Source organism: Pseudomonas sp. OA65 (assembly GCF_017498305.1).
Taxonomy (GTDB): domain Bacteria; phylum Pseudomonadota; class Gammaproteobacteria; order Pseudomonadales; family Pseudomonadaceae; genus Aquipseudomonas; species Aquipseudomonas zanjanensis.
Map to the genome: position 1 here is coordinate 127,037 of NZ_JAGDEZ010000010.1, position 15,078 is coordinate 142,114.

The 15,078-nt window shown below is 54.1% G+C and carries 13 protein-coding genes; all 13 read right to left on the bottom strand.

Annotation, left to right across the window (positions count from 1 at the left end):
• Positions 1-4 precede the first annotated feature (4 nt).
• Positions 5-1,126: a UDP-2,4-diacetamido-2,4,6-trideoxy-beta-L-altropyranose hydrolase gene (gene pseG, locus J3361_RS11295; RefSeq protein WP_207964626.1), complete on the bottom strand. Its 1,122-nt coding sequence runs from the start codon at positions 1,124-1,126 to the stop codon at positions 5-7.
• Positions 1,120-1,920: an SDR family oxidoreductase gene (locus J3361_RS11300; protein WP_207964628.1), complete on the bottom strand. Its 801-nt coding sequence runs from the start codon at positions 1,918-1,920 to the stop codon at positions 1,120-1,122. The genes pseG and J3361_RS11300 overlap by 7 nt, the downstream gene beginning before the upstream one ends.
• A 2-nt stretch (positions 1,921-1,922) precedes the next feature.
• Positions 1,923-3,548 carry an aldo/keto reductase gene (locus J3361_RS11305; protein WP_207964630.1) on the bottom strand — a complete coding sequence of 542 codons (1,626 nt, stop codon included), beginning with the start codon at positions 3,546-3,548 and terminating at the stop codon, positions 1,923-1,925.
• Positions 3,545-4,702 carry a UDP-4-amino-4,6-dideoxy-N-acetyl-beta-L-altrosamine transaminase gene (gene pseC, locus J3361_RS11310; RefSeq protein ID WP_207964632.1) on the bottom strand — a complete coding sequence of 386 codons (1,158 nt, stop codon included), beginning with the start codon at positions 4,700-4,702 and terminating at the stop codon, positions 3,545-3,547. The genes J3361_RS11305 and pseC overlap by 4 nt, the downstream gene beginning before the upstream one ends.
• Positions 4,703-4,705: 3 nt before the next feature.
• On the bottom strand, positions 4,706-5,704 hold the full coding sequence (gene pseB, locus J3361_RS11315) for a UDP-N-acetylglucosamine 4,6-dehydratase (inverting) (RefSeq protein ID WP_176688389.1): 999 nt from the start codon (positions 5,702-5,704) through the stop codon (positions 4,706-4,708).
• Between the two features lie 32 nt (positions 5,705-5,736).
• Positions 5,737-6,993 (bottom strand): hypothetical protein, encoded by a 1,257-nt coding sequence (locus J3361_RS11320; RefSeq protein WP_207964634.1) that lies wholly within the window; start codon positions 6,991-6,993, stop codon positions 5,737-5,739.
• Positions 6,994-7,875: 882 nt separating this feature from the next.
• The gene (locus J3361_RS11325; protein ID WP_207964636.1) at positions 7,876-8,931 is read right to left on the bottom strand and encodes a Wzz/FepE/Etk N-terminal domain-containing protein; all 1,056 of its coding nucleotides are present in this window, start codon (positions 8,929-8,931) and stop codon (positions 7,876-7,878) included.
• Between the two features lie 181 nt (positions 8,932-9,112).
• Positions 9,113-9,337, bottom strand: coding sequence for a LapA family protein (locus tag J3361_RS11330; protein ID WP_207964638.1), 225 nt, complete (start codon positions 9,335-9,337; stop codon positions 9,113-9,115).
• A 26-nt stretch (positions 9,338-9,363) separates the two neighbouring features.
• Positions 9,364-9,660 carry an integration host factor subunit beta gene (gene ihfB, locus J3361_RS11335; RefSeq protein WP_003199243.1) on the bottom strand — a complete coding sequence of 99 codons (297 nt, stop codon included), beginning with the start codon at positions 9,658-9,660 and terminating at the stop codon, positions 9,364-9,366.
• A gap of 143 nt (positions 9,661-9,803) precedes the next feature.
• Positions 9,804-10,082, bottom strand: a complete 279-nt coding sequence (locus J3361_RS11340; RefSeq protein WP_207964640.1) for a hypothetical protein — start codon at positions 10,080-10,082, stop codon at positions 9,804-9,806.
• A 268-nt stretch (positions 10,083-10,350) separates the two neighbouring features.
• Positions 10,351-12,042: a 30S ribosomal protein S1 gene (gene rpsA, locus J3361_RS11345; protein ID WP_053120388.1), complete on the bottom strand. Its 1,692-nt coding sequence runs from the start codon at positions 12,040-12,042 to the stop codon at positions 10,351-10,353.
• A 119-nt stretch (positions 12,043-12,161) separates the two neighbouring features.
• Entirely contained in the window at positions 12,162-12,851 is a 690-nt protein-coding gene (gene cmk, locus J3361_RS11350) for a (d)CMP kinase (protein ID WP_207964642.1), read from the bottom strand.
• Positions 12,848-15,055, bottom strand: a complete 2,208-nt coding sequence (locus J3361_RS11355) for a bifunctional prephenate dehydrogenase/3-phosphoshikimate 1-carboxyvinyltransferase (RefSeq protein ID WP_243458838.1) — start codon at positions 15,053-15,055, stop codon at positions 12,848-12,850. Before J3361_RS11355 ends, cmk begins: the two co-directional genes overlap by 4 nt.
• Positions 15,056-15,078: the final 23 nt, after the last annotated feature.

The following is a 15,078-nucleotide window of genomic DNA, read 5'->3' on the forward strand; positions in this document are numbered from 1 at the left end:
TCCATCAATGGTATTGAAATTCAGCTATGGCATTTAATAGATGCTCGCAACCGGTCCCGTCGGTGATCAACTTCGAAGATTCACTTAATGACTTCATGAGCCGCGAATCCTTTATTACATGATCAACCGCTCGAGCTAGCTGTGAAATAATTCCGGTGCCTGACGGTACCATTAACACCGCGTTAGCGCTCGCTAACAAACCAGCTGCAAATCTTTGATTTTCTGCTAGCACTACCATAATAGTAGGAATTCCGAGACAACAACGTTCCCACGATGTCGCTCCTGCTGCACCAATGGAAAGATCGCTTTCAGCCATTAACTGCGCCATATTACCGACGTCCACCTTAACATCGGTGTACCATGGCATCGTACTCGCAAAATGCTGAATATCATTCAACCAAGGGGCAGTTGCGCCCATCACTACAGTGATACGACAGCTTTGGGGCAAGCCGGATAGTTTTAACCCCTCCAACACCGCCCGCGTCACATTGTCTTTATCAACCCCACCTAAGGTAACCAATACCGATTCAAGCTTATATAAACTTCTTCGTTTCAAACTATACGATCGCAACATCGAAAATTCAGGACGAAGCAATGCGTACTTTGAACCGCACAAGACAATGCAATCAGAAGGCACTCGTAAATTGTAATCGGTAGACTCACGCCCAAAGGTTTGGTCCAGCAAAATATCACTAATGTGATTCCGATCAGCTAAATCATCTATGACCAGGAGCTTAAGACCATTATTTTTGATCTTTAGCTCCCACGTTACATCCAATGCATAGTGATCAACAACTAACCAGTTGGGTTGCAACAGTTCAAGCACCCTTCCACTTTGCTCCGCATCTAGCTCTTGGGAAACCCCGAGCCAAGCAAAATGCTTAGGGTTACCACCCTGCGCTTCTAGTGAAGAACCTGATTCTTCATCTGAAGCCAAAACATGAACATTGAAGCCTTTACGGCGTATGACTTCTACAAGGTTTCCCGGATGCTCTCGACAAATAAATTGGCAGTCCGTCCCTTTCTTTCTCAGCGCCTCAGCCAACGTCAGACAACGCATGACATGTCCGCTACCTATGTGCAGAGAGGCGTCCACTCGAAAAGCCACAACGGTCCTGATCACCATGATGTCCAACCACCGTCAACCACCACGTTAGTACCATTTACGAAAGACGCCGCCGAGGAGGCAAGAAAGAGTATCGGCCCCATTATTTCTTTGGCTTGGCCAATACGTCCCATAGGGACCCTCTGTGCGAGTTTGGCAATAAACTCAGGAGCGGCCTGTTGTACTTGGATCGATGGAAATGGACCAGGCGAGATTGAATTGATACGGATACCTTCCTTGCCGAACTCACACGCTGCGTATTTGCTCCAGTGGATCATCGCAGCCTTGGCCGCACCATAAAAAGGAGGATTGGTTCCGGCCGCAGTGTCGTATATTCGAGCATCTGGGCTAACCATGCCATACATAGACCCGACGTTGATGACCGATGCTTCACCCGAAGAGCACACAGCTCTCCGCATAGCCGGCAGGGAGAGTTTTAAAACGTTATGAGCGGCTACCAAAGATACTTCATAAGCATCGAGATAATGCTCACCGCTGCTGGTTTCTACCGTTCCACCGCCCCCGGTGTAGGCATTATTGATCAATACATGCAGTTCACGCGGAGCAAACCCGTCCATAAAGTCCCGCACCTGTGTTTCGTCGCTCACATCGAATACTGCCAGCTCGGCGGAGAAGCCTTGGCTCGACAACTGCTCAACAAGCAAGGTACCACGCTCAAAGGAACGGGAATTGACTAATACATGCGCGCCTGCAGCAGCCACAGCATTGCTCATCGCAGTGCCCAAGTATCCCGTTGCACCGGTTATCAGCACGGTTTTGCCAGCCAATGAAAACAACTCGGTTCCGCTGCTCAATCTCACCCCCTCAACCAGCACGCCGGATTCAATGTCTGCTCCGTCAACCGAGGGCGGGAGGCCCGTAGAGCTGATATTTGCTCGGGCTCTAACGAGGGTTTACAGAACAGCTCCAGATTTTCCGAAAGCTGCTCGATATTCTCCATTCCCACGGCGATCCCATCGACCCAGGTCAATGTTCGCAAGTAGGCGAAACAGAGATCTACAATACTGTTGCGCCCTAAAGTCGAAACCTGATTATTCAGCCACTCACGCACCGTCGGCGAATCGTCCACATGAGCGGATCGCCAGCTCTCCTCATTTTCATTTACCAACAATCCCTGTAACAAGGCGCTGCGCACATGGATTATGAGCGAGCGGCCTTGTTTGGCTTCCTCAATAAGCGGTATCGAGTCGTCCCAGCGCCAGTCCAGGAGGTTACATGGCAATTGGATATAGCTGACCAGCGGCTCTGCCAACGCCCGTTGCAGCTCTACTGGATTCTGTACAGAAACACCCAGTGCAGCGATGACGCCTTGCTGTCGTAACTCTGAGAGTCTTTCCCAAGCAGCTCCTTGCCATTCAACAAGCTGGGCAGCACGGTGCAGCATGACTACATCCAGCGTCTTTGATTCCAAGTGGTGACATGATTCGAAAACACTCGCATCTACAGCCGCTCGCACCCACAAGGACTCAGCATCAATTGGACAATCAGCCAAAGGACTGAGTTTGGTAATGACAGTGGCCCGTCCTTCCCACCCGCCCTTGAAAGCTGCCCCGACAACAGCCTCGCTAGTGCCGTAGGCCCGCGCAGTATCGATGCACTTGACGCCGTTGATCACAGCGGTGCGAAGCATGTTACGAGCCTGGACAAAGTCAGGACGACCGGATGTATTACTGACTCCATAGTTCAGTCCCAATTGCACAGTACCAAATACCAGCTTATCGGGCGCTTGAGCCACAACCGGTCCGCCCGGTGCGGCCTGCAGCCTTTGCATTAACTCCAGACAGGGTACGTTTACAGCATCTGTGACCGAGCTGAATATCTTTTGAACCAGAAGATAATCGTCAAGGTTGTCGACTGTGCAGCGCAGCAATCCCAGCTTGCGAAATTTATAACGCTCAAAATAACAACGACCAAAGCGTCTGATGATTAAAGGTGTTACGTGCTCAGTATCAAAAGCGTCGACAGCATTGTCCAACGCCCAACGCAGATGGCCGAGTCGTGTAACTTCGGCGCTGACTCCGTAGGGCAAACCGGACTCTGTACCATTGCAACAGAGATATTCGTACTCGCCTTGAACGAATGCTTCTTCGATTTCATCTAGCAAGTCACCATCAGGGAAAACATTGTCCGCAGTCAAACGAAAAACAATGGTGTTTTCAGGGTACGCGTCCAAAGCCCGGACTATACGTTCCAGAGGGTTCTCCAGACTTCCCCGAAAGCACTTCAAACCATGCGTATCGAGTACATCGGCGAGCGCATCGTCACTGGCCAGGCTAGAGGTAGCAACGATTACTTCCCGACCGGTGTTAGCCGCACGCTTCGCCGCCAAGACCGCCAGCGGAATGCCATTGATGGGGAATAGCACCTTGCCAGGGAGGCGAGATGAAGACATCCTTGCCTGCAATACTGCAATGCTTTTCATGAAACGGCCTTTCGCAACGAAGCAACCACCCGATCCTGCTGCTCGTCACTCATCGTCTGGAACATCGGGATGCTAATGGCCTCGCGGTAGTAAGCTTGCGCCGCCGGGAAGTCCTCAGGCTTGAAGCCCATCTGCGCATAATAGGGCTGGGTATGAACCGGGATGTAATGCAGGTTCACGCCAATTCCTTGCTCACGCAGCGATTCAAACACCTGGCGATGAGTCTTGCTGATTTTGTCCAGCTGTAAACGAATCACATAAAGATGCAGACCCGAGTAGCTGTCAGCGTGTTGCCAAGGAACAGTGACGGGCAAAGTCGACAACAGATCGTTGTAGCGCGCAGCCAACTGATGGCGGCGGGCAACGTACTGGTCCAGACGCTCCATCTGACTGACGCCCAAAGCGGCCTGCAGTTCGGTCATTCGGTAGTTGAACCCCAAATCAACTTGCTGGTAATACCAAGGACCATCCGACTCATGAGTCATCTGTTGCGCATCGCGGGTGATGCCGTGACTACGCAGCAGAGCCATCTTATTGGCCAACTCGGTATCGTTGGTCAAAACCATGCCACCTTCGGCAGTGGTAATGATTTTTACAGGGTGAAAACTAAATACAGTTATGTCGCTGTACTTTCCGTTACCGATAAACGCACCTCGGTATTTGCCGCCAATGGCATGGGAGGCATCCTCAATTACCTTGAATCCATAGCGCAGGGCCAACCCGTGAATTGCTTGCATGTCGCAGGGCTGCCCGCAGAGATGAACCACCACGACAACTTTGGGCAGCGCACTTTCTCGCTCGGCCTGCTCCAGCTTGCGCTCCAACGCCATTGGGCAGAGGTTGTAGGTGCGAGGATCGATATCAACGAAATCAACCTGCGCGCCGCAATAAAGACCGCAATTGGCAGAAGCCACGAAGGTTACAGGGCTCGTCCACAAACGATCACCAGGACCCAATCCCAGTGCAAGACAAGCGATATGCAACGCGGACGTCGCGCTGTTCACCGCCAGCGCATGGCTGGCTCCCACATGCTGGGCAACCTGCTGCTCGAAGCGGGGCACCATAGGGCCTTGGGTGAGGAAATCGGATTGCAAGACCCCAATCACCGCATCGATATCAGCTTGGGTTATGTCCTGGCGACCGTAGGGAATCATGTATCAGATACTCCCGATCTTGGCTTCGTTGAGGGTGATCCAGTTTTTCAGATCCTCATCGCTCATCCACTCAGTGTTGTTATCACTGGCGTAAACGAAGCCTTCAGCGACCTTCTTACCGTCTTTGATTCGCTTGGGGCACGTTGCCCATTCGTTGATGACCGGCAGAATTTTAAAGTGCTCCGGGTATTCGTACGTGTAGTAGGAATCTTCGGCACTGATCATCTGCTCATGCAGCTTTTCGCCAGGACGAATGCCAACGATTTTTTGGGTAGCTTCAGGTGCAACGACACGAGCGAGATCTGTCACCTTCATCGATGGGATCTTCTTCACATATATCTCACCGCCTTCCATATCTTCGAAGGCATGCCAAACCAACTCGACACCCTCCTCCAGGGAGATCATGAAACGGGTCATACGTTCATCGGTGATCGGTAATTCACCTTTGTCCTTGATCGACATGAAGAATGGGATCACCGATCCGCGCGACCCCATCACGTTGCCATAACGCACAACCGCCATGCGGGTTTCGTGCCCACCAGCGTAGGAGTTACCGGCAACAAACAGCTTATCGGACGCTAACTTGGTGGCGCCGTACAGGTTTATCGGGCTGCTGGCCTTGTCGGTGGACAATGCAACAACGCGCTTGACGCCTTTGTCGATGCAGGCATCGATCAGGTTCATAGCGCCATTGATGTTGGTCTTGATGCACTCGAAAGGGTTGTATTCTGCAGTTGGCACGATTTTAGTCGCCGCTGCGTGAACCACATAATCAACACCGTCCAGCGCGCGGTACAAGCGCTCCTTGTCGCGGACGTCGCCGATGAAGAATCGAACGCGGGAATCACCCTCGAATTTCTTCGCCATGTCCCATTGCTTCATTTCATCTCGGGAAAAGATGATGATCTTTTTCGGGTTGTATTTGGCCAGGGTCATTGGCACAAACGTGTTACCAAAAGAGCCGGTACCACCGGTGATGAGAATGGTTTTATTGGTGAACATTGACGCGTCCCTTGGTTGCTTCCTGCACGAAGTCAGGATTGAAATAAACGGTAAGGTACTGGGGTGAGGCGATAGAAACTCCACGATTTCCAGCACAAAACGACAAAGAAACTGACGCACAGCCCTAGCGGCACCGCAAGATGAGGCCAGATTTGCACAAAACTCCAAGTCGCCAGAACAAAAATGATCAGACTGGCTAGGTGGCTATGAATGATCGGTCGATCACGACCTTGGGCATATAACCCATAATGGGGAATCATGCCCAGCGCGTAGAGCACCGTAGCCAAAAGTATCCAGACGAAAAGTCCCTGCTGCTCACTGTAAAGCGGCTTGCCTAGCCAAGCCAGCAATGGGCCTATCATAACCAGTGCGATTACCGAAAAAGCGCCGCAAAGACCAACGGTCTGCAGCAATAACTTGCGCATACCTTGATGAAAACCGACTGGATCGCGCTGCTGGTAGGCGCTGATCAGTCCTGGGTAAATAAAGGCAAATACACCTGCATCCAGAAATGACATCAGCGCCATACTGACGCCCATGAACAAGACATAGGCACCGAGCACGTCCAGTCCTGCTAAATCTTGGAACCAATAACGGTCCAGGGTGAAGATCCCCCTAATGGCTAAGGTCGCAATCAGCAATGCGGACGCTACCTTCAATCCCTTGATGATCCAGGGCCAGTCAATATCTTGCCGCCAACCCGATAACCCCATGCGCTTGACGCGATATATCCCCAGAAAAAGCGCTGTCGCCGATCCCAGCGCCCAGGCTCCAAATACCATGTCCAGATTTCGCGTATTGGGCTCGACAAACATCAATCCCGTGATCAGGACGGCCCAGACTCCCGATCGAAAAAATAGTATCAGACTCGCAAAGAGTTGATCCGCAGTCGCAATCAGCAAGCGACCCAATTCCTGAGTCAGATGTTCAAGTATCAGTAAAACGAAGAACCAGCCGATAACCGTCACTGGGAGCAAGCCTTTGATAAAAATCAGGCTTAGCAATGGTAAAAAAATGACGTAGAGCACCAATGTGAGAGCCCCTTGCGCCTTGAGTAGCCCACCCCACTCGCGACGCTCGCGCTTGAGCAGTTCACGAGTGCTGTAGGTGTAAAAATCGAACCCGAGAAAATACAGCGAATAGCCAACGGTCGCGGCCAGCAGGCCATAGATGCCTACATCGGCCGGCTCGAGAAAACGGGCAAGAAAAAAAATCAGCAAAAATTTGCTGACAAGCGTCAAGCCACGAATTGTAACATTGGAAAGCTGTAAAAAATTTCGAGCAAGCATTAAATTGGTCTATTCACGTCGCACCTGAGTTCCTGATAGAAGCTGCATAAAGCGCTTTTATCCTTGTGTGTGATCCTTGACACGCCACCGTTCCAGAATTTCCCTTCGCTTTCCCGAGCACGTAATTACCTATGCCGAGGCTCACACGCTTACTGTTGGCGTTTGATCATACTTTGCCCAACAAAATGACTCCACTCCCTCCATAGCCAGAAGCACGGCTTCTATCTCAGCATGATCGCTGTGGAGGACATGGTTATTTTCAACCAGAGCGAGAGTATTTCCATATCGAATTTTGATTTTTGTAACAATGAAAACCAGCCAGCGACATGGAGTGGGTGCCCATCAAACGCGACTTTTCGAGTAACTCCACGGCGCAAACTCTATTTTTCAAAGAGACCGCTATCACATTGCCACTCGACTCGGTGCGATGACCGAATTGCCCCCTACGCTAGTAGCCACTCAGGAGGCACCCCCAGCCTGCGCGTATTATGCCTGCTCTTGAGCAAAATGGCTTTACGGGTCGTCCACGTGCACCTGACAAGCAGCCCGGGCAACAGGGCAGACAATCCGGATCCTCGTCTTCGCCGCCAGTTTATCTTTTCTGTAACAGAAATGGCCACCGAGGCGACCCCACACCGAACTCGAACCCATCAGGAGACGCCAAGCCAGCCCGCGCGCTATAGCAAAATCATCGACTAGTAGCACAAAGCTATCAACCACCGACTCCGCTACGCAACTCTTCCCATACACCAAAAAGCCTGCCTGCACTGGGAAAATACCTAATGCAGGCAGGCTTACAAAGCCGAACAGAGACCATTTGTTCTTTATTAAGGCCTATCAATCACGACCATGCTGCTGAAATGACATTCAGTCGCGACCGGTTTAGCCGCCTCGTCGATCTTCCGAATTGCGATTCAACGCAAACCGGATCAAGGCTACAAACCCGCCTAATAGCAATCCCGCCACGAATCCCAATACGAGGATTAAACCTTTTTTAGGCTTTATCGGATTTTCCGGCACATCAACACTACCATCCTGCCGATACACAGCAATACTTTCAGGGTCAATGTTCAACTTACGATAAAAATTGTACCTCATTTGCAATGATCGTAAATCCTTAATAAAAGCATCGTCGGAAGTTCTAGACTCCAATGCTTTAATCTCCGCCGCCAACGCTTTACTCCCTCGCTGGTAATCCATTTTATGACCAGTTTCTACGGTGATATCCACTGCAGCGGTAGAATTGATAGCTGGTAAGTTTAAACCAATGGACTCAGCAACCTTTAGTGCTTCCCGTAGCTGTTGAATCCGATCCTCACGTACGCGCTGCGCATTCTCGCGCAAGCTGACGATTCTCTGCTCTAAATTGCGAGCCCTAACCGAAGCCTCAGTCGTGACGTTCTTGATCAACTCCGACTCAGCAGCCTCACTAGCACGCTGGGCATAATTTTTTGCCCACTTCGTGACTTGAACAGGGTCTGTACCTTGAACGGCAATAGAAAAACGATCAGGCGAACCTTTACCAAGCCCCTTTATCACCAGCTCTCGGGAAAAACGCTCATATAAACGATCGAGCGATCCCTTGCGCTCAGCCTCACTAAGCGAAGGAAGGTAGACCTCATTAAAGAACTGTTGACGAAGAGACTCACCCTGAAGATTCCGAGCGAACACCTCGTAAACATAAGCAATGGAATAAACATCCAGCTCCGTACTCTTTCCACGCCCATAATTCAGCTCAGCGATATCATTCTGAGTAGGTGGCACGATAAAAAGTTTGGATTCGTAAACAGGCTTACTGAGAAACGCATAAAGGCCTGCGCCAACAGTGACTAAAAGAGTGATACCCAAGATCAGCCATTTCTGAGCCCAAAGCCCCCGAACAAGCTCAATCAGATCAATCTCGCCTGCGTCACGCACATCAACACGATCATTTTGCATGAGAGACCTCGCTTGCAATCGCGCTGGTAGGTACATCAAACGCATTCAAAGGCAAGGCGGGCAAGGCCACGTCGGACACAGCGGCAAACTGAGCTAGATTAAATACCAACAAAACGCACCCAAAGTCAGAAAAAATTGTAGACAGTGATCCTTACCAAGACCCCTGGGCTCACACATCCATTTATTTCGATCGCCTACGCGCCCCCATGAACCACGCGAGCAACGGGCCAACCATCATACCAGCGAGAAGTGACACTAGCACGCAAACTGAAACAGGAAGTTGCGGTGATGACCAGCCCAGAAACAGCAATGCGACCGACTGGTTGTTTTCAAGCACAAACAGGACGACTGCCGAGGCCACGAGCAGTGCAAGTACAACAAGGGCCAGGCGTTTAAAGTTCCGCATGAGAACTCCTTTGTCTTAGCGCTCCGTCAGAGCTCATCCCCCTCCTCCTCATTCACCCGATCCCTAAGCTCTTTACCCGGCTTGAAATGAGGAACAAATTTTCCGTCAAGGCTGACGGACTGCCCGGTCTTCGGATTGCGCCCTACCCGCGGGGCGCGGTAATGCAGGGAAAAGCTGCCGAAACCACGGATTTCAATACGATCACCCGTAGCCAGGCACTGGGACATTTGTTCAAGCATGGTCTTGATGGCCAGTTCCACATCCTTGGATGAGAGTAGCCCTTGATGGGTGACAATTCGTTCGATCAACTCCGACTTCGTCATATTTTTCCCTTCTTTTTCAAGCAGCTAGGAAAATCGCTTGAAAAGGTTTTAGCATGACCGGAAGGATTTGAACAGCCCGAGTATTGACATTCTTCTTTGCTACCCTGTCGCTTCTTTCCATGCAGGCCGGGAGACTTCTCAAGCTATCGGCAGATGACCAGCATCGTACGAGTCAGATAGCCAGCCGGATTAAAACCAAAGGGGTATTGATCGTTATCCTTCGCGTCGTCGGATCGGGTAATGACCTTGTAGCCAGCGCCCTTGCACTCTCTTGCGGCTCTCTTATGGCACTTCTCCCAGCCAGAGCCCAACCCTGAGCAGTCGACCTCGATACCACTGACACCACGGACTGCGTGGGTCTTGGCGCTTGTGGTGCAACCTGCCAATGCCAGCATTGCGAATATCAGGATGAGTCTGTTCATTCATCTCCTTAAATATCCATCGCTCGACTGGGTGGTGCCTGATCTGGCGCTATCGCGAGCAGGCTCGCTCCCACATTGCTCAGGGGGAACCATGACATCTGTAGTCCAGCCTTGATAGATGGCTGATCCGCTTAAAGAAAGAGACAGCTGTGCTTGGAGGTTGGTTTCGCGACTGGAGAAAGATCGCAGCCTTCGGCAGCTCCTACAAGGAATCGCGCCCACAAAAAAGGGCGACCGAAGTCGCCCTTTTTTTATGGTCTGACAGAACTCAGTTCTGCTTTTCCATTTGTGCACGCAGCAGGTCGCCCAGAGTGGTAGGACCAGCAGCAATGTCAGCGGCTGGCTTGTCGCGCAGGCTCTGGATTGCTTCTTTCTCTTCAGCATCGTCTTTCGACTTGATGGAGAGCTGGATTACGCGGCTCTTGCGGTCAACGCTGATGATCTTGGCTTCTACTTCTTCGCCTTCTTTCAGAACGTTGCGCGCGTCTTCAACGCGGTCACGGCTGATTTCGGAGGCTTTCAGAGTTGCTTCGATATCGTCGGCCAGAGTGATGATGGCGCCTTTGGCGTCAACTTCTTTCACGATGCCCTTAACGATTGCGCCTTTGTCGTTCTCTTGAACGTACTCGGAGAACGGATCGCTTTCCAGTTGCTTGATACCCAGGGAGATACGCTCGCGCTCTGGGTCAACCGACAGGATAACGGTGTCCAGCTCGTCGCCCTTCTTGAAACGGCGTACGGCTTCTTCGCCCACTTCGTTCCAGGAGATGTCGGACAGGTGAACCAGGCCGTCGATGCCGCCGTCCAGACCAATGAAGATACCGAAATCGGTGATCGACTTGATGGTGCCGGAGATTTTATCGCCCTTGTTGAACTGGCCAGAGAAGTCTTCCCATGGGTTGGACTTGCACTGCTTGATGCCGAGGGAGATACGACGACGCTCTTCGTCGATGTCCAGAACCATGACTTCCACTTCGTCGCCGACTTGTACGACTTTCGAAGGGTGGATGTTCTTGTTGGTCCAGTCCATTTCGGAAACGTGCACCAGGCCTTCAACGCCTTCTTCCAGCTCAGCGAAGCAGCCGTAGTCGGTGAGGTTGGTAACACGAGCGGTGACGCGGGTGCCTTCTGGGTAACGGGCTTTGATAGCGACCCATGGATCTTCACCCAGTTGCTTGAGGCCCAGGGAAACACGATTGCGTTCGCGATCGTACTTCAGAACCTTGACATCGATCTCGTCGCCAACGTTGACGATTTCCGAAGGATGCTTGATACGCTTCCAGGCCATGTCGGTGATGTGCAGCAGGCCATCGACGCCACCCAGATCGACGAATGCGCCGTAATCGGTGAGGTTCTTGACGATACCCTTGACCTGCTGGCCTTCCTGCAGCGATTCCAGCAGAGCTTCACGCTCGGCGGAGTTCTCGGCTTCCAGGACACTGCGACGGGAAACGACAACGTTGTTGCGCTTCTGGTCCAGCTTGATGACCTTGAATTCCAGCTCTTTGCCTTCCAGGTGCGTGGTGTCGCGCACTGGACGAACGTCAACCAGGGAACCTGGCAGGAACGCACGGATGCCGTTAACGTCGACAGTGAAGCCGCCTTTAACCTTACCGTTGATAACGCCCTTGACCACTTCCTCAGCTGCGAAGGCCGCTTCCAGAACGATCCAGCATTCAGCACGCTTGGCTTTTTCACGGGACAGCTTGGTTTCACCAAAGCCATCTTCAACCGAGTCCAGCGCAACGTGAACTTCGTCACCGACGTTGATGTTCAGTTCGCCAGCGTCGTTGTAGAACTGCTCAAGCGGGATCAGCGCTTCAGACTTCAGACCAGCGTGAACGGTTACCCAGCGAGCTTGGTAATCGATATCAACGATAACGCCGGTGATGATGGAGCCTGCCTGAAGGTTCAGGGTTTTCAAGCTTTCTTCAAAGAGTTCCGCAAAGCTTTCGCTCATTTTAATTCCTGTTGATTAGGGCGAAGTAAACGCCCATCTCCACACCCCAGACAGTGTGGGTTAGTTTCATATAAAAGAAGCGCCGCAGGACTATGACTGGTCCCCTGCGGAGCTTCCTGTCACCCGGCGATATCGCGAAGCGCGATCTCGCTCATGATGCGTTGCAACACCTGATCAATGGACAACTCCGTGGAATCCAGCTGTATCGCATCGGCCGCCGGCTTTAGCGGGGCTACTGCGCGCTGGGTGTCACGCTCATCGCGTGCACGGATCTCATCTAGCAGACTCGACAGACTAACATCCTCGCCTTTGCCCTTCAACTGCAAATATCGGCGGCGCGCCCGTTCCTCGGCGCTGGCAGTCAGGAAGATCTTCAATGGCGCATCGGGGAACACCACCGTGCCCATGTCGCGGCCATCGGCCACCAGCCCCGGCGGCTCCTGGAATGCGCGCTGGCGTTGCAGCAATGCCTCGCGCACCGCTGGCAACGCGGCGACCTGGGAGGCCCCGGCGCCCACGCTTTCGGTACGGATGACATCGCTGACTTCATCGCCTTCCAGAATGATGCGCTGGAGCTGGCCGTCGGTCGCCGCAATGAATTGCACGTCCAGATGAGCGGCCAGTGCCTTGAGCAACTCTTCGTTGGTCAGGTCGACGCCATGGTTGCCAGCGGCGAACGCCAGCAGACGGTACAAGGCACCCGAATCCAGCAGGTTCCAGCCCAACTGCCTGGCCAGGATCCCGGCGACGGTGCCCTTGCCCGAACCGCTTGGGCCATCGATGGTGATGATCGGTGCCTTGATGTTCACGACTGTGCCTCTTGTGCTACTCGGATACCGACCTGCGCGCACAGCGCCAGGAAGTTCGGGAACGACGTCGCGACGTTGGCGCAGTCATGGATGCGAATCGGCGCGCTGGCGCGCAAAGACGCAACACTGAAGGCCATGGCGATGCGGTGATCGCCGTGACCGTGGACTTCGCCGCCGCCGATCTGGCCGCCGTCGATGATGATCCCATCCGGGGTTGGCTGGCACTTGACGCCCAGGGCGAGCAAGCCATCGGCCATCACCTGGATGCGATCCGATTCCTTGACCCGCAGCTCTTCGGCACCGGTCAACACGGTGCGGCCTTCTGCGCAGGCGGCCGCCACGAACAGCACCGGGAACTCGTCGATGGCCAGCGGAACCAAGGCCTCCGGAATCTCGATACCCTTGAGTTTAGCCGCTCGTACGCGCAGGTCCGCTACCGGCTCGCCACCCACTTCACGCTGGTTTTCCAGGGTGATGTCGGCGCCCATCAGGCGCAGGATGTCGATCACGCCGGTACGGGTCGGGTTGATGCCAACGTGCTCCAGAACCAGGTCGGAGCCTTCGGCGATCGAGGCGGCCACCAGGAAGAACGCCGAGGACGAGATGTCGCCCGGCACTTCGATGTGGGTCGCGGTCAGCTTGCTGCCAGACTCGACGGACGCCGTGGCGCCATCGACCGTGACCGGGTAGCCGAAGCCGCGCAGCATGCGCTCGGTGTGGTCGCGGGTCGGGGCCGGCTCGGTGACGGTGGTCTTGCCTTCGGCGTAGAGACCGGCCAGCAGCAGGCAGGATTTCACCTGGGCGCTGGCCATGGGCATGGTGTAGGTCAGGCCCTTGAGCTTGTTGCCACCACGAATGGTCATCGGCGGACGACCCTCGGCGGCCGTCTCGATGACCGCGCCCATTTCCCGCAACGGGTTGGCCACGCGATTCATCGGGCGCTTGGACAGCGACGCATCACCGGTCAGGGTGCTGTCGAAGTCCTGGGCGGCCAGCAGGCCGGACAACAGGCGCATCGAGGTCCCGGAGTTGCCCAGGTAGATCGGCCCCGGAGCAGGCTTGAGGCCGTGCAGGCCGACACCATGGATGGTCACGCGACCGTGGTGCGGGCCTTCGATGACCACGCCCATGTCGCGAAACGCTTGCAGCGTCGCCAGGGCGTCTTCGCCCTCGAGGAAGCCTTCCACCTCGGTCACGCCTTCGGCCAGGGAGCCAAGCATGATCGAACGATGGGAAATCGATTTATCGCCCGGTACACGAATACGCCCACTCAGGGAGCCACCAGGTTGTGCCAGGAAAATCAGATCGTTGGAGTTCATAGCGTCCACATAGGCCCGACGGGCCAGGATTTTACTGAAATGCTCGCGGGCCACCCTGGCGCGTGTGAAAACGCCCAGCAATTGGTGCCCGTCCCCTGCATCGACCGCGTCGCGCAAGGCGTCGAGGTCGCTGCGAAATGTATCGAGTGTGCGCAAGACAGCTTCGCGGTTGGCGAGGAAGATGTCGTGCCACATGACCGGGTCGCTTCCGGCGATTCTCGTGAAATCGCGGAAACCGCCGGCAGCGTAACGGAAGATCTCAAGATTTTCATTGCGTTTGGCCAATGAATCCACCAGGCCGAACGCCAACAGGTGCGGTAAATGGCTGGTGGCCGCCAACACCTCATCGTGACGCTCGACCTGCATGTGCTCGACATCGGCGCCCAATTCACGCCACAAACGGTCCACCACCGCCAGCGCGGCCGGATCGGTCTGGTCCAGCGGCGTAAGGATCACTTTATGACGTCGAAACAGTTCGGCATTGGAGGCTTCCACCCCGCTCTGCTCGGAACCGGCAATCGGATGACCGGGCACGAAGCGCGCCGGCATCCCACCGAACGCCTCGGTGGCCGCACGCACGACGTTGCCCTTGGCGCTGCCGACGTCAGTCAGGATCGCTTGCCCCAGGTTCATGGTCGCCAGGCGCGCCAGCAGTTTTTCCATGGCCAGGATCGGCACCGCCAGCTGGATCACATCCGCGCCCTGGCACGCGAGCGCCAGGTCATCTTCGCAGCGATCGACCACCCCCAGCTCCACGGCCAGCTTGCGCGACTGCGGATCCAGGTCGACACCGACCACCTCGCGACACAGACCGCTTTCACGCAAGCCCTTGGCAAACGAACCGCCGATCAACCCCAGGCCGACCACCACCAGGCGACCGATCATAGGGGTAGCAGGTTGCAGCGAAG